Below are 21,555 nucleotides of genomic sequence, written 5' to 3'. Positions count from 1 at the left end.
CCTGAATACCTCAGCGCCCCGTGCGCATCCGAACGTGATGCGTGCGGGGCGCTTTTATGCACCCACACGCCACCCTGAATATGACTTAATATGACAGGTCGTTAAGCCCCCAAGTCACAAAGCTCAACTCCCAGCGAACCACCCCCACCACGCTGGCATAATGGAGACAGCAAACCAACGCGCCCACACACGGCGCACCCAACAGGAGAGAAAACCATGAGCGAGAACACCACCCGCAGCGTACGCGTGCGCGCCAGCGAACTCGAGGGCCGAGCCTGGCTCAACACCGGCGACAAAAACCTCACCCTGCAGGACCTTCGCGGCAAAATCGTTATTCTCGACTTCTGGACCCTCTGCTGCATCAACTGCTTGCACGTCCTCGACGAACTACGCCCCCTTGAAGAAGAATTCTCCGACGTACTCGTCACCGTCGGCGTACACAGCCCCAAATTCGAACACGAAGCAGACCCCGTAGCGCTCGCCGCAGCCGTCGACCGCTACCACATCACCCACCCCGTACTCGACGACCCCGAACTGACCACCTGGCAGGCATACACCGCCCGCGCATGGCCCACCCTCGTCGTCGTCGACCCCGAAGGCTACATCGTCGCCCACCTCTCCGGCGAAGGCCACGTACAGGGCCTCACCTCCCTCGTACGCGAACTCGTCGCCGAGCACGAGGCGAAGGGCACCCTACACCGCGGCGACGGCCCCTACGTACCCCGCCCCAAGGCAGCCGGCACCTACGCCTTCCCCGGCAAGGCCATTGAACTGCCCGCCGAATTCGGCCCCGCAAACCTCTTCGGCAACCGCGAACGTACCTACCTCGTCGCAGACAGCGCACGCCACCGCATCCTGCAGGTAGCCGCCGACCTCAACACCGTCATCAACACCTACGGTGGCGGCGACGACCCCGTAAACCACCCCGTCAAGGGCCACGTCGACGGCACCGGCACCGAAGCACGCTTCAACGAACCCGCCGGCCTCGCCCTCGTACCCGAAAACCTGCGCGAACAGCTCGGCTACGACGTGCTCGTCGCCGACACCGTCAACCACCGCCTGCGCTCCCTCAACCTGCGTACCGGCGAAGTACGCACCCTCGCAGGTAACGGCGTGCAGCGCGTCATCGACGGCGACAACGCCGTCACCGGCGACCCCAACCACATCCCCACCGGCGTGCCCGCCACCGAGATTGCGCTCTCCTCGCCCTGGGACGCTGTCTACTCCCGCGAAGCCGGTCAGTTCATCATCGCCATGGCAGGCACCCACCAGCTCTTCGGCTACGAACCCATCAACGGCACCGTCAGCATCTTCGCAGGCTCCGGTGTCGAAGGCCTCGCCGACGGCCCCGCCGCCGACGCATGGTTCGCCCAGCCCTCCGGCATTATCGAAGCACGCGACGGCAGCCTCTGGGTCGCATGCTCCGAAACCAGCGGCCTGCGCCACGTCACCTTCACCGAAGACGGCGTACAGGTCACCTCTGCCGTCGGCAAGGGCCTGTTCGACTTCGGCTTCGTCGACGGCGACTCCGACACCGCCCGCATGCAGCACCCCCTCGGCCTGACCGAACTGCCCGACGGATCCATCGCCGTAGCTGACACCTACAACGGCGCCATCCGCCGCTGGGACCCCGCAACCGGCACCCTCGGCACCCTCGAACGCGGCCTCGACGAACCCTCCGACCTGCTCGTCGAAGAAGTACCCGGCGAAGAACCGCGCCTCATCATCGTCGAAACCAACGCCCACCAGCTCGTACGCGCCTCCATCCCCGCCAAGGCACAGCACGTCGACGAAGGCGCCATCACCACCGCACGCCCCTCCACCAAGCTCACCGGCGGCACCCTCGAATTCACCTCACGATTCACCGTGCCCACCGGCCAGAAGCTCGACACCCGCTGGGGCGACCCCACCCAGCTGAAGATCTCCTCCACCCCCGAGAACTTCATCCTGGAAGGCGCCGGCACCTCCACCGGACTGACCCGCACCCTCGTACTCAACCCCGAAATCACCGAGGCAGTCCTGCACATCACCGCACGCGCCGCCGCCTGCGACGGCACCCCCGGCGGTGACATCCCCGAGCATGCAGCATGTCACCTCTACCAGCAGGACTGGGGTATTCCCGTCGTCGTGACCGGTGACGAGGCAGACGAAAGCGAACTTGTCCTGGACCTTCGCGGTATCAACTAGGGATCTATAAAAGAATCAAGGGTCAGTATTATCCTCGCTCCTACAGGGGCACCCGTCCTCGCTTCGCTCGGACACCCTGATGTCGCTACGGATAATACTGACCCTTTTCTGTTGTGCCCCCTGATACCGCTGCGGATAGTACCGGTTCCCTTTGTACTTTTAGGATTGTGGGACGCGAAAGGGCCGGGTCATCCTCGTGAAGTTTCATGACGATATAGTAATAGTGTCTGCTGATTTTACTGATGTAGGTGCGTATATTGCTGAATAAATATCTTGATGAGTTGAAACATGCATGGAAGCATTATTCCCAGAGAGTTGGGAGGGCTTTTGAAGAACCTCAACCTGGACATGAAGAAAGCTGGATCTACAAGAAGATCCGGACTTCCCCATGGGTTTCTAGGGGAGGCAAGATATCGTTTATCAGCGCAGCTGCTGTAACTGTAATATTTGTTTATGCATACTGGGTAGTACTTTACCAGGGTTTTACTCAGGGGTCAGAATATCCAAGATTCCCAAAATTTGAAGAGATCTATACGCTGTGTGAATATATCCTGCAGGTATGTATCTTGCCCCCAATGATATATCTAATAATCATATTATTTTTTGCCCATGTTTTTGCTGTGGTTTTTAAAAGGGTTTTTGATTATAAAGGTTATTCGGTTAGATGGATTGCTGGGAAGTATATAAAATTCCTTGGAGATGCTACGATTATAGCCATAATTTGTGGAGTAGTTACCTTTGCTATATTTGTTTCAGGCGAAGACCAGAAAATGCTCTTCTCTCTGGTTGACTATATATCTTTCTTCACTCTCTCCTTCAGTGTTTTATGTTCATTTGTATTTTTTATTAAAATCTTTGTTGAAATGAGGAAGTTCTTCAAATATTCCATAATGGCATTAATCTTTCCTGCTGGTTGCCTTGCGGTTTCATGGATTTTCTTCGATGTTATACTGGGCGGCTCTATGTTGAATTCTGTGGCTAAAGCAGTGACTGGAAGCTATATTGATCCGCTTCTCGTAAGGATGCAGAAAATATTTAATGCTAGCTCCTCCGATGCGGCATCTATTAGGCAGAATTTTTTGGATAACCCTCTTCTGTGGATGGGGTCTTCCTCGCCAGAATATTCTGTTGTTTTAGATCAGGTGAAGTTTACTCTTTTGCTTCTTGCCGTAATTCTCTTCGTGTTTTTCTGGATTCGTGACAGGAAAAGGAATTCTACTGATGAATCATAAAGCTCTTTTGTAAATTATCTAGAAAATAAATTTTTGAGTGAGCTATTGATGTTAAAAATAAGGGTCAGTATTATCCTCTCCTCTGTTAGGAGCGAGGATAATACTGACCCTTTTCTACGTAGTAACTACGTCTAGAAAGAGACTCGGACCGCCTTCGCATCCGCCTCCACCGACGCCTTCAACGTAAACGGAATCTCCTTCTGCACCTGCGAACGCTCACCCGTATACAAATCCAACTGAGTAAACGACACCTTCGCCGTACCCGACATCGGCTTCAACGACCACACACCTGCCGAACTCACACTCACCTGCGGATCCGCAACCTTCACCACCGACCACTTCACCTCAGAATCCACACGACCCGTAAACGCATACTCAAAAGGGCACCCACCAGGATAAAGAGTGCTCTGCTGCGTACACTTCTTCAAATGATCCTGCACCTGCTCCTTCACCGACGACAACGCATTATCACTCGGCTTCAACTCCATACGCACCGCATGATTCGCATCCTGCGCAGTCACCACCTCATTCACCTTCTGCGCCGTATAAACCGTCGAATCATACGACACCGCATACACACCCGGATAAAACACCGGGAACGACGCCGCACCCTCATCCACCGCAACCTTACGGTTATTAATCGTCGCAGCCTCCACACCCTGAATATTCACCTTCACCGACGGCAAAGACGCCTCATCAATAGCCCACTTATCAAAAAAGCCCCAATGAGTACCCGCACGATGCAAACGAAAATCCGTATGCTGCTGCGAACCCCCCAAAGAATACGAAGCACGCACCGTCGCATGCTCACCATCGGCGCTAGTCTCCACCACCTCATACGACACCTCACCCAACGAAGACACCGAACGCCTCAAAGCATCCCCATCCAGCAGCGACGCGTCACCCTCAGGGATCTGCGCACCCAACAGGCCACGCGCATACGAACCATTACCCGTACGCAACGCATGAAAATACTCCCGCACCTGACCAGTCGGACCATACACCAGCTTATTCGTCATAACCAGCGCCGCAGCAGCCACAGACACCGCCACCACAACACCGACCATCCACATTGCCAGGACCCGCTCCACGGGAGAAAAATTACGCATAGAACCAGGGTAACGCAGGTAGTCCGCTAGGTTTCACGCACCGCACACACTAAAGTTGTGTATATGGCAGAACGCGCTCACGAAGTCCCCGCCAAATACGGCGAAGTCAACGAACTATTCCACCCCCGCATGCGATCCTACGGCAGGCGCATCGAAGCGGCACTCCCCGGCACCATTGTGCTCCTCGCCGCGCTCGCCTTCGTCTTCTACAAGCGACCGGCCCTGCCGTACACCATCTTTGTGCTTCTTATCGGCGCCATCGCCGGTGTCAACCTCTACTCAGTTCTCAAACCCACCATTATCGTCATCACCAAAACCCACGTGCTCCGCGCACGCACCTTCGGCTGGTTCGCCGTACCCCTCGAAAACATCGACCACACCATCTACGCCGAAAAGCTCTACCCCAAAAAAGCCTACGGCCAGAAACTCAAAACCGTCGCCGGTCGCCTACGCTACCGCAGCTTCCCCGCCATGTGGGCCGTCGACAAAGACGGCAAACAGCTCATGCGCATCGACGGCCGCGTCTGGGACGGCAAAACCATGCGAGAAGTCTCCTCCAAACTCTCCCCCCAGACCACCATCTACAAGCAGATCAACGTGGTCAACATGGACAAAGAACACAAGGGACTCATCACCTTCAACGAACTGCACCCCGGCTGGCGCTCCAGCCTCATGACCGCGCTCGCCGTCATCATCGTGGCAATCCTCTTCGCCGCATCCTTCCTGCCCGAAGAAATCGCCCGCAACATCTACATGATCCACTAGAACAACCATTCTTTAAAGTTCTTATGGACGCGCTTCTTCCGGACACACAAATGGCCCGGCGCCCACCCCACACAGGGGAGGCGCCGGGCCATTTGTATGCCTAGCTAAATGCGCTTAGCGCGCTCGTTTCAGATGCGAGCCTAGCTCGCCGGGCGCGACAGAACCGCCACCAAAAATTCCGAAGAGCCCTCCACAAACGGGTGCATCTGCCATGAAGAGTAGGTGTTATCCACGTTCAGGCCAACCTCGCGGGCATCAGCGAGGAACTGCTCAAACGCATAATCACGGCCAGGACCCGAACCATAACCCACGACAGCGCGGCCACCCGGCGCCAACACGCGACGGAAATTCTCCACCACCGGCTTACGAGTCGAACGAGCCAAGAAACCCATCACATTACCCGCACACACCAGCAGCTCAAAACCATTCTCCGCCGTAGCGTCACCCTCAATGCCCAGCACCTCCGGCAAATCCACCAAATCAGCAGTAATCCACGTAGCCTCCGGGCAGACGCGGCGCGCCTCCTCAATCAGCTCAGGATCAATATCAACACCCGTCACACGGTGACCCAACGCGTGCAGCTGCTTACCCACACGACCAGGGCCAGAACCCGCATCAAGAATCTTCGCGCCACGAGACGCCAACGCATTCACTAGGCGAGACTCACCGGCCATATCATTACCCTCAGCCTCCATCGCCTTAAAACGGTCAATGTACCACTGTGAGTGATTCGGGTTGCTTTCCTTGCGGATCAGCCACAGGGACTTCTCACGCTCACCCGGAGCGTTGAAACTCATCATTGCCATAAAAACTCCTTTGATAGGGTTGAGGACGCGCCAGCCGCCACCCGGCGAGGTGACCGCGGCGTATAAGCGGTGTGTGCGCTACGTACTAGCATAGCCCCACCCGGCGTCTGCCGGTAAGGGCAGTAAGAGCCGGACGGGGCTACGGGAGGGGAACGGACGCTACAGAGGCTAAACGATAGGGACGCGTTTAGAGGTGGTCGCCCTCAACATTCGACGGACCCGCTGCAAACGCCTTACGCATCTGCTCCTGACGCTCCTCCTCAGCCAGACGAGCAGCCTCAGCGAACTGCGCCTCAATATCGGCAAGCAGCCCCTCAACCTCTTCCTTACCAGCCACCGGGCCGCCAGCAATCAGACCATCAGCACCCAAAACCACAGCCAACGGCACACCATTACCGAAATTCGCGCGCGCACCAGCATCACGGTCAATCAGCGGAGTTAACCCTTCAGGCAACGTACCCGCATTACGCGAGGTCTGCAACGACTCCAGGCTCGAATACACCGGATGCAACGCCACCTGCGGCAGACGCTCCTGCCACGAAGACATCGTCTTCAAAAACTTCACACAACCAGCACACGTCGCCGACACAAACACCAGCATACGCGCCTGATTCTTAGCCAACGCACGCAAATTCGTGTGGCGACCATTCTCCAGGTACAGCGCCGCATGAGGAATCGGCATACGAACATACAGCTCCTCGCCGTTCTCGTCATACACCGGCTCCGGCAAAATCACCTCAGCCTGCGGCTCCGGCTGCGCAAGAGCATCACCGCGGCGAACAGCCTCCAACGTCACAGCAATCAGCGCCGCACCAAAAACCCAAGTCCAGCCGCTATTATCCAGACCCAGCAGAGTCGACACAACACCCGTGCCCCCCTTCAACGCGCTCGCATGCGCGCCAGCCGCCGCCAACAACAACGCAATATTACGGACCAGCGTGTAACGGCTCACCGGCGCATTCGACTCAGAACCAAAACAATTACAACCCGCAGTACGACCCGTCGCCAGTGCGCGCGCAATCACCACCGTATAGAACAGCATCAGAATCAACGCCAAACCCGAAGCAATCACAACAGGCAAACGCACCGGCGACAGCAGCAGAACGGCGGCCAGGGCAATCTCGAACCACGGCAAAATCAGCGACACCGCACGGGTCGGCGCGATCTTCTCCAAACCAAGATTCTGAATACCGGTCACGGTACTCTGCGGGTCCTTCGCCTTAGCAATACCGCTAATCAGCAAAGTCAACGCAACAAGTGCCGTACACAAAACAAGCGGCACAGTAGAGACGGTGAGCATAAAACTCCTAGAGTGAGTGTGCGAAAACAGGAGGCGGCAGTGGCAGTTTTTAGGCAGAACAAACCGTGCGACGTGCCGCCGTGTTATACACGATTTTACGCCCTGCACAGGGGGAAATGTCTCTACGGGTTAAGCTCTACGAGTTAAGCGGAAAGCGGTATGCGCCCTCGTTCCTGCAGGGAACCCGCCCTCGCTTCGCTTCGGGCACCCTGATGTCACTACGGACGATACCGCTTTCCTTACGATTAGGCGCGCTATGCCCTTCCTCCGCGCCTACAGGGGACCCTGATGTCGCCTCCGGAAGGGATAGCTACGCCTTGTATGCGTTTAGATAGCCGTGAGGCTCACACCGTACTCGCCCGCCAGCTCCGCGTACGCCTGTACAAAGCGCTGCGCTCGCGCACCCGAGGCACAGAAAACGCCCACACGCTGATCACGAACCGACTCAAACAGGCTCAACAACTCCGCGGGCACGTCGGTTGCCGGCAACAGCGACCCCTCAGCGTCGCTCAGCTGCGACAGCGGCATATGCATCGAACCCTCATGCTTAATAGACGCCTCACGCTCGGGCGCCTCACGCACATCCAGCAGAACCTGCGGGACCTCATGCGCCGACAAATCCACCGGAACCACACGCGCCGGATCCGGCACCGCCCCAAACGACGTACACGTACCCGACAAGGCATCATACGTCAGCAGAGTACCCGCCGCCGTCGGTAGGCCGCTCACATGCTTGAGCACCTCCGTCGCCATCAGCGAACCCACCACCGCCGTCGTCGCACCCAACACCCCGGCAAGCGCACACGACTCCACCGTCTGCGGAATCGTCGGAAAAATATCACGCAAATGCGCGCCATCCGGCTCAAAAAGACTCACCGACCCGCCAAAACGCAACACCGTGCCCCACACCAGCGGCAGACCCGCAACCTGCGCAGCATCCGCAATCAGATACTTTGACGCAAACGTATCCGTACAATCCACCACACAATCCGGTGCCGAGGCGGCGAAAAGATCCAAAATCCAGGACGCATCCACATGCCGAACCGACGTTTCAACCGTCAACGACGGGCACAGCTCCAGGGCACGGCGCGCCGCAACCTCCGCCTTCGGCTTACCCACATCAGGCACACCAAAAAGCGGCTGACGCTGAATATTCGACAGCTCCACCGAATCAGAATCCACAATATGCAGATACCCCACGCCAGCCGCCGCCAACGCCTGCACCACCGGACAACCCAAACCACCAGCACCAATTACCAACACGCGGGCAGCCGCCACCGCGTCCTGATCAAAGCCGGGGAGGCGACGTTGACGGTCCGTGCGCTCGCGATCCAGACGCGCATGCTTCGGATTCACCGGGGTAGGGGAAAGGTTTACATCCACGAGACAAAACCCTCCGACGGCGACGATGCTTTCGCGTGCTCACGCACCGGAATACGGCCAGCCTCACGCGCCAACGCGCCCGCCTGCACCGCAAACTTCATCGCCTGAGCCATTGCTACCGGATCCTCAGCACGATTCACCGCCGACGCCAACAACACCGCATCACAGCCCAGCTCCATCGCCAGGGCGGCGTCCGAAGCGGTACCCACGCCGGCATCCAGAACCACCGGAACCTGCGCGCGGGACGCAATCAGCTCAATATTGTGCGGGTTCAAAATGCCCAGACCGGTACCAATCGGCGCGCCCAACGGCATAACCGCCGCAACGCCCGCATCCTCCAGGCGAGCTGCAGCCACCGGATCGTCAGAGGTGTACGCGAGCACCGTGAAATCCTCAGCGACCAGCTGCTCGCAAGCGTTCAACAGCTCCACGGTGTCCGGCAGCAGGGTGTCTTCGTCATGGATGATCTCGACCTTCACCCAGGAAGTGCCCAGCGCCTCGCGGGCGAGCATCGCGGTCATCACCGCATCAGCTGCGGTGCGGCACCCTGCGGTATTGGGCAGCGGCGCAATATTGAGCTTCTGCAGAAGCGGAAAAATGGGGGTGCCTGCGGCGTGACGGCGCATGGCAACCGTCGTCATTTCGGTACCGGATGCGATGAGCGCCTGTTCGAGCAGGTCCATGCTGGTTGCGCCTCCGGAGCCCATGATGAGGCGGGAGGTGAAGGTGCGGTCGCCGATGGTGAGCGGTGTGAGGCTCATGGTGTTCTCCTCTGTGGGAACGTCTAAATAACGGGGTCTGCTGGTTGGTGCGGGGCGCTACGGTGCGCCCGGTTTAGAAAGAAAACCGAGAATGGCTGTTCTTTTTGCCGGTGGGTATCTCTCCGGTACAGGCTGAAAGATTAGCCGCCCTGAACGGCGGTGAGGGCATCCACCCTATCGCCCTCGTTCAGCGGGACATCCAGCCACGTGGAACGCGGCACAATACTGCGGTTAAGGGCTACTGCCACGCCCGCCTCGGTACCAAACTGGTCCATGACAAGGTCAAATACGGTGGGGGCGTTGGTGGTTAGCGGCTCGCCGTTGTAGGTGATGATCATGCGAAATCCTTTCGTGAAGGTGCCGGGTGCATCCGGCGGGGACTGTGTTTAGTGGGTGAATCGTGCCGGGTCGCATGCCTGCATGATGGGCGGAATCTCAGCCCCGCAGGCGACCTCTGCACCAACCTTGCCGGCGAGTGCGGCAAGCAGAATACCGTGGCGGAAATAGCCCGTGGACACGAGCTGGCGGGTGCCGTCGGCACGAGTGCGGTACCCGAAGATGGGCAGGTCGTCCGGGGTGCCGGGGCGCGCGCCGACGTTCGCCTCCAGAAGCTCGCACTCTTCAACCGCGGGCACGAGGCGGATCGCGTCACGTAGCAGCTGGTGCACGCCGTCAATGGCGGGTAGTGTGCGGTGGTCTTCGCGGCTGGTCGCGCCAATGCACAGCTCCCCGTCAGGGCGGGGGATGAGGTAGACGGGGCGGGAGTTCACGTAGCCGCGCACCACATGCTTGAGGATGGGCCGCGGGGCGCGCAGACGCAGAATGTCCCCGTAGACGGGGCGTAGCGGGTAGTCCCCATGCAGTGTTGCCCCTAGTCCAGTGCAGATAATGTCGCCCGCATCCGGGGCGGTGACCCGTTCGGTGCCGAAGGTGACGCCGCGGCGGGTGAGGGCGTCTTTGAGGGCGCGCCTCATGAGCCGCGGGTGTAGCTGATGGTCACTGGGGATGCTCACAGCGCCGGCGATACGCGGTGCCAGGAGCGGTTCGAGGGCGCGCGCCTGCGTCGGGGTGACGGGGTCCGCGGGGCGGTTCATATCCCGGTAGTAGGCGCGGGTGCGTTGCAGGTGCTCGGCGTCGGCGCGGTCGGCAGCGACGATGAGCGTGCCGGTGGTGTCGTAGCCGGTGGGCAGGTCGGTGGCGCGGCTGAGCCTCTCCATGAGGGAGGGGTAGGCGTCGGCGCTGGCGGTCATGAGCGGGAAGAGCGCGTCCTGCTGGAATTGCACTTCTGCGATGGGCGCGAGCATGCCGCCGGCGTAGTGGCTGGCGGCGGGGTAGAGCGCCGTGCCGTCGTCGGTGGTGCCGTAGTCGCTGGTTTCGGCGTCGATGAGGTGCACGTTTTCGCCGCGTTCGGTGAGCTCAAACGCGGTGGTGAGGCCAATGATTCCGCCACCAATGATGGTGATGGTCATGGCTATGCCTGCAGCGCGGGGTTGTCGACGAAGGCGCGGACCATGGCGATTCCGGCAACTCCGGTGGTGCGGATGGCGGGGCAGTCTTCGGGGGTGATGTCGCCGATAGCTACGGTGGGCACGGCGGACAGTTCGGCAAGTTCGCGGAGCCCATCAATGCCGAGGGGCGGGCGGTTGGACTGCTTGGTGGGGCTGGGACGGAACGGCCCGGTGCCAATGTAGTCGATTAGGTGCGCGATCTTGTTGGACTCTTCAACGAGCTGCCGGGTGCCGGTGGTCAGACCGATGATCGCGTCGGCGCCGAGGAGGGCGCGGGCGTCGGCTACGGGCAGGTCGTCTTGACCGATGTGCACGCCGTCAACGCGCACGCCGCGGGCACGCAGCGCGAGGGCGACGTCTACACGGTCGTCGACGAGGAGGGTCTGGTGCGGCTGGATGATGCCGGCGATAGCTTCGGTGAGCTGGTAGAGCTCGCGCGCGCTGATGGGTTTGGACCTGACTTGGATGCAGGTGGCGTGTTTGGCTGCCCGGACGGTTTCGAGGGGGTTGTCGCCTGTGACGAGGTAGAGGTTCAGGTCGAGGGGGCGTGCTGGGGTGGTGTAGGGGTGCGTTTCGCGGGTCATGCGGGTCTACGATTCCTCGTCGAGTAGCTGTTTGTGAGAAAATCTCTCATTGAATTTCTGTGGTTAGGTTAGCACAGCTGTGGGGTGAGTTGAACATTCTTCAAGTGTTTTGGGGTGGCTTGCGGGGTGTGTTCCTCGCTTGTGTAGGGGATAGGCTGGCGCGCTATACACTTCCTTCGCTCCTGCAGGGGACCCGCCCTCGCAGAGCTCGGGCACCCTGATGTCGCTGCAGGAAGGTATAGCGGCACCGCGCTCGCGCAGTTGCGGCAAGCCCTTTCGCGCTGAGCCCGCTGGTAGGCACCCTGACCTCCTAAGCTGAGCCACCACCTCACCCAAATACCTATCCCGTTTCCCGGTGAGCTGTCTGCGGTACCTCACCCGAGTATTCCCCACCCCGCCTCCGCGCACACTCTTCCCAAACCGAGCGCCCGCGGTTCGTTCCCAGCCGCGCAGCCGCACCCACTACTCCACCTGCCCGGAGAAGGGGAGAGAGTTAGTAGGGGAGAGGCCGGTATGTTCCGTCGCGACATCAGGGTGTCCGAAGCGAAGCGAGGACGGGTTCCCTGCAGGAGCAAGGAACATACCGCCTCGACCCGTCCAACCGAGCCCAACCACCGCATCCAACCTAAAAAATAAAGCCCCAAACCATAAGGTCCGGGGCTTGTGGAGCGGCTGACGGGAATCGAACCCGCGTATCAGGCTTGGGAAGCGTGCGCTCTACCATTGAGCTACAGCCGCATCTTTTTCAGTGTATCGCGCCTGCTTGTCGAGGGCGAAATGTGTTGCGGCTGTTTGTGTGCCGGGCGCAGGGGTTGAAATGTGATGTAGGCCTGTGTGCTGGGGCTGGTGGATGCCTGCACGTGGGTGGTGTTTGCCAGGTATCCTTTAAACGTGCTTATTTCAGATCGCGATATTCGTCAAGAGATTGCTGATGGGCGCATCGTTCTTGATCCGTTCGATGAGTCGATGATTCAGCCTGCAAGTGTGGACGTGAGGATTGATCGTTTCTTCCGTCTGTTCGATAACCATAAGTACCCGCATATTGATCCTGCTCAGCCGCAGGAGGATTTGACGCGCCTGGTGGAGGTGGCTCCTGATGAGCCGTTTATTCTGCATCCGGGTGAGTTTGTGTTGGGCTCTACGTATGAGAAGGTGACTCTGCCTGATGATGTGGCTGCCCGCCTGGAGGGTAAGTCGTCGCTGGGTCGTTTGGGTCTTCTGACTCACTCTACGGCTGGTTTTATTGACCCTGGTTTTTCTGGTCATGTGACGCTTGAGTTGTCGAATATGGCGACTTTGCCGATTATGTTGTGGCCGGGCTCGAAGGTGGGCCAGTTGTGCTTCTTCCGTTTGAGTAGCCCGACTGAGCATCCGTATGGTTCTGGTGCGTATGGTAACCGTTACCAGGGTCAGCGTGGCCCGACTGCTTCGCGTAGTTATTTGAATTTTCATCAGACGATGATTCCTGCGGACGGTTCTGTGGAGTCTTAGTCTTTCCCGCTTTGGGGTGCGGGCGTGCAGGCTGTGTGTTTGTGCGCCCGCGTTGGGCGGTTTTTTCGCCTGTTGTGCTCGTGCGTTCACTCGCGTGCGGGTTTTTATCTCTCACTCTCTAAGGATTTTTTGATGAATCTGAAGCCTGTTGTTCTGCGTGTTGCTGGCGCGGAAGTTTCTTTGTATCTGATTGATATGTCGGACTCTTTTGTGGAGCGTTTTAAGAAGGCGTGGGAGCCTCTTGCTCCGGAGTTTTTTGATACTCCTGATGAGGCGTATGCTTCGTTGTCTCGTTTTGATCAGGTGATGTTGGTTCATGCGCCGACTGATGAGTCGGTGATGGATTTGGCGAATCCGTTGATGGGTTCGTTTGATAAGGTTTCGACGCTGCGTGTGGCTGATGATGATTCGGGTATGCAGGATCTGACGAGCCGTATTACGTTGGCGATGATTGAGCAGCTGGTTGGTCGCGGTGTGATGCTGCATGCGGCTGTTATTGGTGACCCTGAGTCGAAGCGCGCTGTGGCGCTGGTGGGTGTTTCTGGTAGCGGTAAGACGACTGCGTCGCGTTTCTTGGGTTCGAAGTTTGCGTACCTGACTGATGAGACTGCGATTATTTCGGATGAGGGTGTTGTGTCGCCGTATCCGAAGCCGCTGTCTGTGATTGTTGACCCGAATGCGCCGAAGGATCAGCAGAACCCGGTGGACCTGTGCCTGAACGTGGTTGATCGTGATGACCTCAGCTATGAGCTGTCGCGTATTGTGTTCATTTCTCGTGATGAGTCGGCTTCTGAGCCGTATTTTGAGCGTGTTCCGCTGCATGAGGCTCTGGTGTTCTTGAGTGAGCAGAGTTCGGGTCTGGCGCGTCACCCTGAGGGTGTTGTGTCGCTGGCTAAGCTGGTGGAGCGTTGCGGTGGCGTGTGGCGCCTGGTGTACTCGGAGGTTGAGGATACTTTGCCGCTGGTTCAGGATCTGCTGAATGGTGGTGAGCTGCCGAATGCTGATGAGGTTGAGAAGCTGGAGAAGTACACGGTTGAGGATCACCTGCCGGGTGTGTTCTTGAACGGTACGATTGCGGTGTCTCGTATGCCGGGTACTTCGGGTGTGCGTGTGGGTGAGGACGGCCCGTTCTTGCTGCTGTGCGACACTGAGCTGAATGAGCTGTCTGATTTTGCGGCGGAGTGCTGGCTGCAGGCTGAGGGCGACATTTCGTACGATGACCTGTTTGCGCGTCTGGCTGAGATCTTTGAGGGTCTGCCTGCGGAGGCGTATGACGAGAATTTGAGTGCTCTGGCGGCTGGTTCGATGCTGTGGGTTCGTGTGATTGATGATCCGCTGATTGATGACGCAACCTGGGCTCAGATGACCAGTGATGAGGTTCTGGATGAGGAAGAGCAGCAGATTGCGCTGGATTCCTCTGAGGACGCTGTCTCTGATGATGAGGATGACGTGGTGGAGGACTAGCCACTGCGGTTCTCTGGTATAGCTCTCTGGCGCGGCTTACTGAGCTCCGCTTGATAAGCACTGCTTAAGCACAAAGGAGGGGCGGGTAGAAGATCATTCTTCTACCCGCCCCTCCCTTTGCGTTTACGGGTTTGCGCGGGGGTTCGCAAGGGCGGTTTGCAGGACGCTTAGCCCCGCATGCTTTACTGGGTTGCCTTACTGGGCAGCCTTGTCGCGGCGCTTCTGCTCGCGGCGAGCCGCACGCATACGCAACGGACCGGGCGCCTTCACCGGCAGCAACAGGAGCAGACCCGCCACCACAACGATCAGAATACCGAGCACACCCCAAATCTGGGCGCCCATGATGCTCACGCACAGACCGAACAGCATCGGCGCCAGGAAGCTGGTGGCACGGCCGGTGGTCGAGTACAGACCGAACAGCTCACCCTCAGTACCGGGATCCGCCAGGCGAGCCAGGAAGGTGCGGGACGCCGACTGCGCCGGACCCACGAACAGGCACAGCAGCAGGGCGCATACCCAGAACACGCCAGGCTGAGGGAAGAACAGCAGCGGGGTAGCCGCCAAAATAATGCCGACCAGCGAGATAACAATAATCGCCTTCGGGCCCAGGTAATCATCCAGGTAGCCACCCAGGATCGCGCCAACCGCCGCGACAGCGCTACCGGCAATACCGAACAGGATCACCTCGGAAGTGCTGAAACCGAACGTGCCCGCCGCAAGAATACCGCCGAACGTAAAAATACCGGACAGACCATCACGGAACACCGCCGAAGCAATCAGGAACCACAGCGTCTGCGGGGACGTCATCTTCAGCCGCTTAATGGTGCGCCACAGCGCCTTGTAGGAGGCGAGCAGACCGCCCTGACGAGCCGGGGAGAGACGCTCCATACCGAGCTCCAGGAAACGCAGCTCGCGGGTGGGCAGCACCTCCGGCAGGAAGCGCTCGCGGGTGCGCATACGCACCAGCAGCGGCACACAGAAGATGAGGCACCAGGCGGCGGCGAACAGTGCGACCGCACGGATATTCAGGGCGTTATCGGTGGTCAGGCCGAGCACTTCGGGGGTAAGCACAAAACCCCACAGCACCACAGCCAGCGCCAGGATGCCGCCAATGTAGCCGGCAGCCCATCCGGCGCCCGAAATCTTACCGATATTCTCCGGGTGGGAGATGCGCGGTAGCACGGCGTTATAGTTCACGTACGCGAACTCGCTGAACACGCTCGCCGCAGAAATCAGGGCGACACCCAGCCACAGGTACTGCGGGGTGGGGCCCACGAAGAAGCACGCCGCCATCGAGCCGACTAGCAGCATGGTGTTCACGCCGAGCCAGAAGATGCCCTTGCCGGACTTGTCGTTACGCTGGCCGGTGACCGGCGCCAGAATCGCAATGAGGAAACCGGCGATGGTCAGGCCCAGTGATAGCGCCGAAGAGGTCTCTTCGGGCGTACCGAAGTAGCTGCTGGTCAGGTACACGGTGAAGATGAAGGTCGTCATAATCGAGTCGAAGCTCGAGGAACCAACATCCCACATGACCCAGGACGCGACCGAACGGCGGCTGTTCGCGTGGTCAACGACCCTACGCTGAGCCTTCGTCTTACGGCGGGGAGAAGAAATAGTCATAGTTGTGCTTTCGGATGCCGAGGTGGCGCTTCAGCGTAGCGGCGGCATGAAACCGGCTGAAGTAGGGCGGGCGTGCTGAAGATGGAACACCAGGCGGTACGTACCGAGCAAAGATACGTACCGCCTAGTTCATGAACTTTCGCGCGGAAAGCGCAAAGTCTTAGTTGAAGAAACGACGCTGCAGGCGAGCAATACCGAAGCTCACCACAGCACCGGCGACGGAGGTCAGAACGGTCCAGAGGATGACCTGACGCAGGGTGTCTTCAGACTCGTGGGAAATGGCGGGAGGCTGGTTACCGGTAGCCTTGGTCCAGGCTGCGCCCAGGCCCTTACCAACCAGGGCAGCAGCGCCCATGTTGATACCCGCAATAGCAAGCTTAGCGACGGGGTTCATATGTATCTCCTTAGCTGTATACGATGCGGCGTCCTGCCCGTGAACCCCTTCGGGGTTGGGTGAGAAAAGAGCGCCACTCCCTAGCGTATAGGGTTTAAGGCGTTCGTGCCGCCTTGGAGCCTCTCCGTCCCAAAATTGTACACCGTGCAATTCTGTAATGTGGGCAGAAGAACGAAACAAAAAGCGGCAAATTGGCACGAACAGCCAGACAAGCCTACAATCGAACCTGGGTTCCCACCCGCACCACAACGGTACGGACAAGGAACCCCACACGACAGGGGAGCGCCACCGAGGCGCTGAGAGTGCTAAGCAGACCCTCGAACCTGATCCGGTTAGTACCGGCGTAGGGAGTCGAATTTCTTCTCAATGCCCTCGTCCACACAGAGGGCGAGGACATTCCCCTTCCAACGACGGAAGGACCACCAATGTCGCAGAACGTAAACCCCGCCTCCCAGGCATCTACTCAGGCACCCGCACAGGCAGAAGCGAAGAAGCCGAACCTGCGCTGGCGAGTCAACGAAATCGTCATCGCCGCAGTTATCGCAGTAGCCTGCGCCGTCATCTTCTGGATCTGGGACATCGCAGTTAGCCCCGCCACCAAAACCGCACTCGTAGCAGCACCCGAATTCCGCCCCATCATCGGCGGCGCGTGGCTGCTCGGCGGCACCCTCGGCGGCCTGCTCATCCGCAAGCCCGGTGCAGCACTCTTCTGCGAAATCGTCGCAGCATTCATCTCCGTACTCTTCACCGGCGGCGCGTGGAGCGGCGAAATCCTGATCGCAGGCTTCTTCCAGGGCGTCGGCGCTGAAATCGCCTTCGCAATCTTCCGCTACCGTCGCTGGGACGCATTCGTAGCGGTCTTCGCCGGCGCACTCTGCGGTCTGTTCATGGGCGGTAACGAAATCTTCATCTACTACCCCGACATGGAACCGGTCAAGGCAATCATCTACGTAGCATGCTCCGTCATCTCCGGCGCAGTCATCGCAGGCTTCCTCGCATGGATTCTCGTGCAGAACCTCGCCAAGACCGGTGTGCTCTCCTCGCTGGCATCCGGCAAGACCCGCCGCTAACCACCAGCAACTAGCCACCAACTAGTCACCACTCGGCACACAACAGCAGCCACACAAAAGGCTAAGGAACCATCATGGAAGCAACACCGCGCGGGGCGCGCATCGAGCTCAACAACTTCAGCTGGCACCACCCCGGACGCCCAGAACCCGTCATCAGCGGACTCAACCTCACCATCAACCCCGGTGAAAAAGTCCTGCTACTGGGCACCTCCGGCGCCGGCAAATCGACGCTCCTGCACGCCATCGCCGGTGTGCTCCACGATGACGACGGCGAATCCGCCGGCGGCACCATCACCATCAACGGGCAAGCCCCCGCCGAAGCGCGCGGCACCGCAGGCATGATGCAGCAGGACCCCGAATCCTCCATCGTCATGGCAACCGTCGGCAACGACGTAGCCTTCGGCCCCGAAAACCTGCGCGTACCCCGCGAAGAAATCTGGGGACGCGTCACCGAAGCCCTCACCGCCGTAGGGCTCAACCACCTTGCCCTCGACCACCCCAGCAGTGCGCTGTCCGGCGGTCAGAAGCAGCGCCTCGGCCTGGCGGGCATCCTCTCGATGCACCCCGGCGCCATGATTCTCGACGAACCCACCGCCAACCTCGACCCCTCCGGCGTGCAGGAAGTACGCGACAGCATCCTCACCGCTACGGAGGCGACCGGTGCAACCCTGCTCGTCGTAGAACACCGCGTGAGCATCTGGGCACCGCACATGGACCGCATTATCGTGCTCGGCGAAGGCGGCACCATCACCCACGACGGCGCACCCGACACCGTACTCACCGAAGCCCGCCAAGAACTCATCGACGCAGGCGTGTGGGTACCCAACTACGTGCCGCGTGCACCGCAGAACGCTATCGGCGAGACGGCGGGCGGCGATACTGCAACCGGCGAGGTGCTTCTCCGCGCCGAAAACCTCAGCATTACCCGCGCGCAACCCACCCCCAAGCAGCGACGCGCCCGCCGACGCACCATCAAACGCCTCGGCGACACCCCCGCACCCGTACCCGTCGACCTGCCCGTGCTGCGCGCCGGCATCAACCTCACCCTGCACGCCGGCGAACACCTCAGCGTGCTCGGCCCCAACGGCGCCGGCAAATCAACCCTCGCGCTCACCCTCGCGGGTCTGCTCACCGCCCCCGACGGCGCCCTCGCCGCCACCGACACGCTCCGCGACCACGGTGCCGGTCAGAACGGTCAGAACGGCCAGCGCGCCCACTGGGACGTGCCCACCTGGACCACCGCCCAAATGCTCAGCCGCATCGGCTACGTCTTCCAAGAACCCGAATACCAGTTCATCCGCGGAACCGTACGCGAAGAACTCGAGCTCGGCCCCCGCCGACTCGCCGCGCTCAACCGCGTTCCCCTCGACGAAGACGAGCTCGCCGCACGCACCGACGACCTGGCGGCCCGCCTGCGCCTCAACCACCTGCTCGACGCCAACCCCTTTACCCTCTCCGGCGGCGAAAAACGACGACTCTCGGTCGCCTCCGCGCTCGCCACCGCACCGAGAATACTCATTCTCGATGAGCCCACCTTCGGGCAGGACGCCCGCACCTGGGCCGAGCTCGTCGACCTCATCCGCGAACTCCTTGCCGACGGGACCGCCGTCATCTCCATCACCCACGACGAAGACTACACCGCGGCGCTCGGCGGCAAATCCATCACCCTCGAGGCGCTCGGAGCTTCCGAACCCTCCGGGCCCCAGGCAGCCTCCGGAAAGGAGAACGAATGAACACCGACTTCTTCGGCACCATCGACCGAACCAGCTACTTCAGTAGCCTCAACGCCGGCGTCAAGCTCATCGTCTCCTTCGCCCTCATCATCGCCGCACTCATCGTGCGCGACCCACTGACCTCCGGAATCCTCTTCGCCCTCGAACTGCTCGGGTTCATCCTCGTCGGGTTCCGGCCCGTCAACGTCCTCGCCCGATTCTGGCCCATCCTCATCGCCGTCATCACCACCGGCTGGTCCGTCGCCATGCTCAGCGCCAAAAGCGGCACCACCATCCTCGACCTCGGCTTCAACAGCATCACCACCGACTCCGCCGCCGTCGGCGCAGCCATGATGATCCGCTCCCTCGCCATGGTCCTACCCACCCTCGCATTCGTACTCACCACCGACCCGACCGACCTGGGCGACTCCCTCGCACAAACCTTCAAGCTACCCTCCCGGTTCGTGCTCGCCACCGTCGCCGCCCTGCGCCTCGTCGGCATCCTCTTCGCCGAATGGAACGCCCTCGGCCAGGCACGACGCGCCCGCGGACTCGGTGCAGGCCAATCCCTCGCCGGACGCGCCCAAACCTTCGGCGGGCAAAGCTTCGCCCTGCTCGTGCAGGCTATCCGCCGCGGCTCCCGCCTCGCCATCACCATGGAGGCGCGCGGCTTCGGTGCGGGTGAACGCACCTGGGCTCGTGTGCCTTCCTATTCGCCGCGTGATGTGCACGTGAGCATTGCTGCCGCCGTCATTATCGCTGTTGCGTACGGTGTATCTATTGCGGCGGGTACGATCCAGTTCCTCTGGGGCTAGTTCTTTCGGACAGTAGCTTGCGGTTCTGCTTTCGTGGTTCTGCTGGGGAGACGGTATTCGTCCTCGTTCCTACAGGGGAACCCGCCCTCGCTTCGCTTCGGGCACCCTGATGTCACTACGGGCGATACCGTCCTCCCGCGCTGGGATACGGAGGCGCCCGTACTCTTCCTTCGCTCCTACAGGGGAGACGGGTGCCGCATATTTCCTCCGCGCCTAACGCAGGGGCACCCGTCACCCGGACGCTCCGCCCTCTCCTTGCTCCGCTGCGGAGAGCGTCCGTGTGACACCCTGAGGGCGCTTCCGGAAAACGCGGCACCCTTCGAACCGCTTCAGGAAGGTACACACACCTCCTGCCTACGGTTCGGCAGCGAACGTACAATAAAACTATGTCTAGTACCGTAATTCTTCTGAACGAGCAGAACCCGCAGGGCATCTTCGTTGACCCGTCCGTGCCCCTCATCAGCGTTGATGACCAGGGCTTCACCCGCGGCGACGGCGTCTTCGAGACTATGCTGTCCGTCAACCGTCGCGTGCGTAAGCTCGGCATGCACCTGTCCCGCCTCGAGTCGTCGGCGCGCATGCTGGATTTGCCCGACCCGGAACCCGAGATTCTGCGTTCGGCGGTGGAGCGCCTCATGCGTGAGGCGACCGCCGGTGCCGAGACTGCGCTGGGCGAAGAGCACATCGTGAAGATCATTATTTCGCGCGGCCCCACCCAGGCGGTGACTTCCATGCAGCCGGGCCCGTACACGCTGATTATGGCGTCGCCGGTGCCCGCCTCGATCGTGAAGCGCCGCACCGAGGGCGTGAAGGCGATGCTGCTGCCGCGCGGCCACGAGCCGATGGACAACAGCGCCTACCCGTGGCTGCTGGCGGGTGCGAAGACCCTCTCCTACGCGGTGAACATGGCGGTCCTGCGGTACGTGCAGGAGCGCGGCGCGGATGACGCTATCTTCATCACCGACGAGCGTCGTGTGCTGGAGGGTGCCACCTCCTCGGTGCTGGTTGCCAAGATTGAGGACGGCAAGAAGGTGCTGTACACGCCTGAGCCGAGCCACGGCATCCTGCCCGGCACCACGCAGGGCGCGGTGTTCGAGGCGGCACGCCAGGCCGGTTGGGAGCTGGGCTTCGGGCCGCTCTACCCGCAGGATTTGTTTGAGTCGGACGGCGTGTGGCTGGCCTCGTCGGTGCGTCTGATTGCGCCGGTGACCCACCTGAACGGCACGGCACTGGCGCATGACCCGGAGCTAACCGCGACCCTGTTGAACTACCTGGCGCAGCAGAGCTAAGCGCATACACAAAGGGACGGTATTATCCGTAGCGACATCAGGGTGTCCGAAGCGAAGCGAGGACG

19 protein-coding genes, 1 tRNA gene and 1 riboswitch are annotated in these 21,555 nt (G+C 60.2%); of the genes, 9 read left to right on the top strand and 11 right to left on the bottom strand.

The window, feature by feature from the left end:
• The first annotated feature begins 216 nt into the window (after positions 1 to 216).
• Together HMPREF2527_RS09450 and HMPREF2527_RS09445 are read left to right on the top strand one after the other, a co-directional pair.
• A complete protein-coding gene (locus HMPREF2527_RS09450; RefSeq protein ID WP_070507986.1) occupies positions 217 to 2,187 on the top strand; it encodes an NHL domain-containing thioredoxin family protein in 1,971 nt (656 codons plus the stop codon).
• Between the two features lie 257 nt (positions 2,188 to 2,444).
• Positions 2,445 to 3,419 carry a hypothetical protein gene (locus HMPREF2527_RS09445; RefSeq protein WP_070507983.1) on the top strand — a complete coding sequence of 325 codons (975 nt, stop codon included), beginning with the start codon at positions 2,445 to 2,447 and terminating at the stop codon, positions 3,417 to 3,419.
• A gap of 131 nt (positions 3,420 to 3,550) precedes the next feature.
• On the opposite strand, the gene HMPREF2527_RS09440 is transcribed toward HMPREF2527_RS09445, so the two are convergent.
• Complete coding sequence (locus HMPREF2527_RS09440) at positions 3,551 to 4,528, bottom strand: hypothetical protein (RefSeq protein ID WP_070507980.1); 978 nt, start codon at positions 4,526 to 4,528, stop codon at positions 3,551 to 3,553.
• 63 nt (positions 4,529 to 4,591) lie between these two features.
• Here HMPREF2527_RS09440 and HMPREF2527_RS09435 point away from each other — a divergent pair, with 63 nt between their 5' ends.
• Positions 4,592 to 5,293 (top strand): hypothetical protein, encoded by a 702-nt coding sequence (locus HMPREF2527_RS09435; RefSeq protein ID WP_049340542.1) that lies wholly within the window; start codon positions 4,592 to 4,594, stop codon positions 5,291 to 5,293.
• A gap of 140 nt (positions 5,294 to 5,433) precedes the next feature.
• Here the strand turns inward: HMPREF2527_RS09435 and HMPREF2527_RS09430 are convergent, their stop codons facing one another.
• The 8 genes from HMPREF2527_RS09430 to HMPREF2527_RS09395 form a co-directional block, all read right to left on the bottom strand.
• Positions 5,434 to 6,099: a class I SAM-dependent methyltransferase gene (locus HMPREF2527_RS09430; protein ID WP_070507977.1), complete on the bottom strand. Its 666-nt coding sequence runs from the start codon at positions 6,097 to 6,099 to the stop codon at positions 5,434 to 5,436.
• Positions 6,100 to 6,286: 187 nt separating this feature from the next.
• On the bottom strand, positions 6,287 to 7,399 hold the full coding sequence (locus tag HMPREF2527_RS09425) for a MauE/DoxX family redox-associated membrane protein (protein WP_070507974.1): 1,113 nt from the start codon (positions 7,397 to 7,399) through the stop codon (positions 6,287 to 6,289).
• A gap of 327 nt (positions 7,400 to 7,726) precedes the next feature.
• Positions 7,727 to 8,782 (bottom strand): ThiF family adenylyltransferase, encoded by a 1,056-nt coding sequence (locus HMPREF2527_RS09420; RefSeq protein WP_070507970.1) that lies wholly within the window; start codon positions 8,780 to 8,782, stop codon positions 7,727 to 7,729.
• Positions 8,773 to 9,543, bottom strand: a complete 771-nt coding sequence (locus HMPREF2527_RS09415) for a thiazole synthase (protein WP_005509016.1) — start codon at positions 9,541 to 9,543, stop codon at positions 8,773 to 8,775. The genes HMPREF2527_RS09420 and HMPREF2527_RS09415 overlap by 10 nt, the downstream gene beginning before the upstream one ends.
• A 140-nt stretch (positions 9,544 to 9,683) precedes the next feature.
• Positions 9,684 to 9,881 (bottom strand): sulfur carrier protein ThiS, encoded by a 198-nt coding sequence (thiS, locus tag HMPREF2527_RS09410; RefSeq protein ID WP_049338535.1) that lies wholly within the window; start codon positions 9,879 to 9,881, stop codon positions 9,684 to 9,686.
• 48 nt (positions 9,882 to 9,929) lie between these two features.
• On the bottom strand, positions 9,930 to 11,012 hold the full coding sequence (gene thiO, locus HMPREF2527_RS09405) for a glycine oxidase ThiO (protein WP_070507967.1): 1,083 nt from the start codon (positions 11,010 to 11,012) through the stop codon (positions 9,930 to 9,932).
• A gap of 2 nt (positions 11,013 to 11,014) precedes the next feature.
• Positions 11,015 to 11,635, bottom strand: a complete 621-nt coding sequence (locus tag HMPREF2527_RS09400; RefSeq protein WP_070507964.1) for a thiamine phosphate synthase — start codon at positions 11,633 to 11,635, stop codon at positions 11,015 to 11,017.
• Between the two features lie 664 nt (positions 11,636 to 12,299).
• A tRNA-Gly gene (locus HMPREF2527_RS09395) sits at positions 12,300 to 12,373 on the bottom strand.
• A gap of 153 nt (positions 12,374 to 12,526) precedes the next feature.
• On the opposite strand from HMPREF2527_RS09395, the gene dcd reads away from it, so the two are divergent.
• The gene (gene dcd, locus HMPREF2527_RS09390) at positions 12,527 to 13,126 is read left to right on the top strand and encodes a dCTP deaminase (protein ID WP_005509013.1); all 600 of its coding nucleotides are present in this window, start codon (positions 12,527 to 12,529) and stop codon (positions 13,124 to 13,126) included.
• A 132-nt stretch (positions 13,127 to 13,258) separates the two neighbouring features.
• Positions 13,259 to 14,590, top strand: a complete 1,332-nt coding sequence (locus HMPREF2527_RS09385) for a septin family protein (RefSeq protein ID WP_049352194.1) — start codon at positions 13,259 to 13,261, stop codon at positions 14,588 to 14,590.
• A gap of 195 nt (positions 14,591 to 14,785) precedes the next feature.
• On the opposite strand, the gene HMPREF2527_RS09380 is transcribed toward HMPREF2527_RS09385, so the two are convergent.
• Both HMPREF2527_RS09380 and HMPREF2527_RS09375 read right to left on the bottom strand, forming a co-directional pair.
• On the bottom strand, positions 14,786 to 16,210 hold the full coding sequence (locus HMPREF2527_RS09380) for an MFS transporter (protein WP_049338539.1): 1,425 nt from the start codon (positions 16,208 to 16,210) through the stop codon (positions 14,786 to 14,788).
• A 160-nt stretch (positions 16,211 to 16,370) separates the two neighbouring features.
• Entirely contained in the window at positions 16,371 to 16,604 is a 234-nt protein-coding gene (locus HMPREF2527_RS09375; protein ID WP_049338540.1) for a DUF4235 domain-containing protein, read from the bottom strand.
• 266 nt (positions 16,605 to 16,870) lie between these two features.
• Positions 16,871 to 16,971: riboswitch (TPP riboswitch) on the top strand.
• A gap of 58 nt (positions 16,972 to 17,029) precedes the next feature.
• Between HMPREF2527_RS09375 and HMPREF2527_RS09370 the strand changes: the two genes are divergently transcribed.
• The 4 genes from HMPREF2527_RS09370 (at position 17,030) to HMPREF2527_RS09355 (ending at position 21,490) form a co-directional block, all read left to right on the top strand.
• Complete coding sequence (locus tag HMPREF2527_RS09370; protein ID WP_049352191.1) at positions 17,030 to 17,674, top strand: ECF transporter S component; 645 nt, start codon at positions 17,030 to 17,032, stop codon at positions 17,672 to 17,674.
• A 74-nt stretch (positions 17,675 to 17,748) separates the two neighbouring features.
• Entirely contained in the window at positions 17,749 to 19,407 is a 1,659-nt protein-coding gene (locus tag HMPREF2527_RS09365; RefSeq protein ID WP_070507961.1) for an ABC transporter ATP-binding protein, read from the top strand.
• Positions 19,404 to 20,201 carry an energy-coupling factor transporter transmembrane component T family protein gene (locus tag HMPREF2527_RS09360; protein ID WP_070507958.1) on the top strand — a complete coding sequence of 266 codons (798 nt, stop codon included), beginning with the start codon at positions 19,404 to 19,406 and terminating at the stop codon, positions 20,199 to 20,201. Before HMPREF2527_RS09365 ends, HMPREF2527_RS09360 begins: the two co-directional genes overlap by 4 nt.
• A 386-nt stretch (positions 20,202 to 20,587) precedes the next feature.
• Entirely contained in the window at positions 20,588 to 21,490 is a 903-nt protein-coding gene (locus HMPREF2527_RS09355) for an aminotransferase class IV (RefSeq protein WP_005509006.1), read from the top strand.
• Positions 21,491 to 21,555 lie beyond the last annotated feature (65 nt).

It is taken from the genome of Rothia sp. HMSC071B01, from assembly GCF_001808945.1.
Classification (GTDB): Bacteria; Actinomycetota; Actinomycetes; order Actinomycetales; family Micrococcaceae; genus Rothia.
The sequence above is the reverse complement of the archived record's forward strand: the minus strand, read 5'-3'. Positions and strand labels throughout refer to the sequence as shown.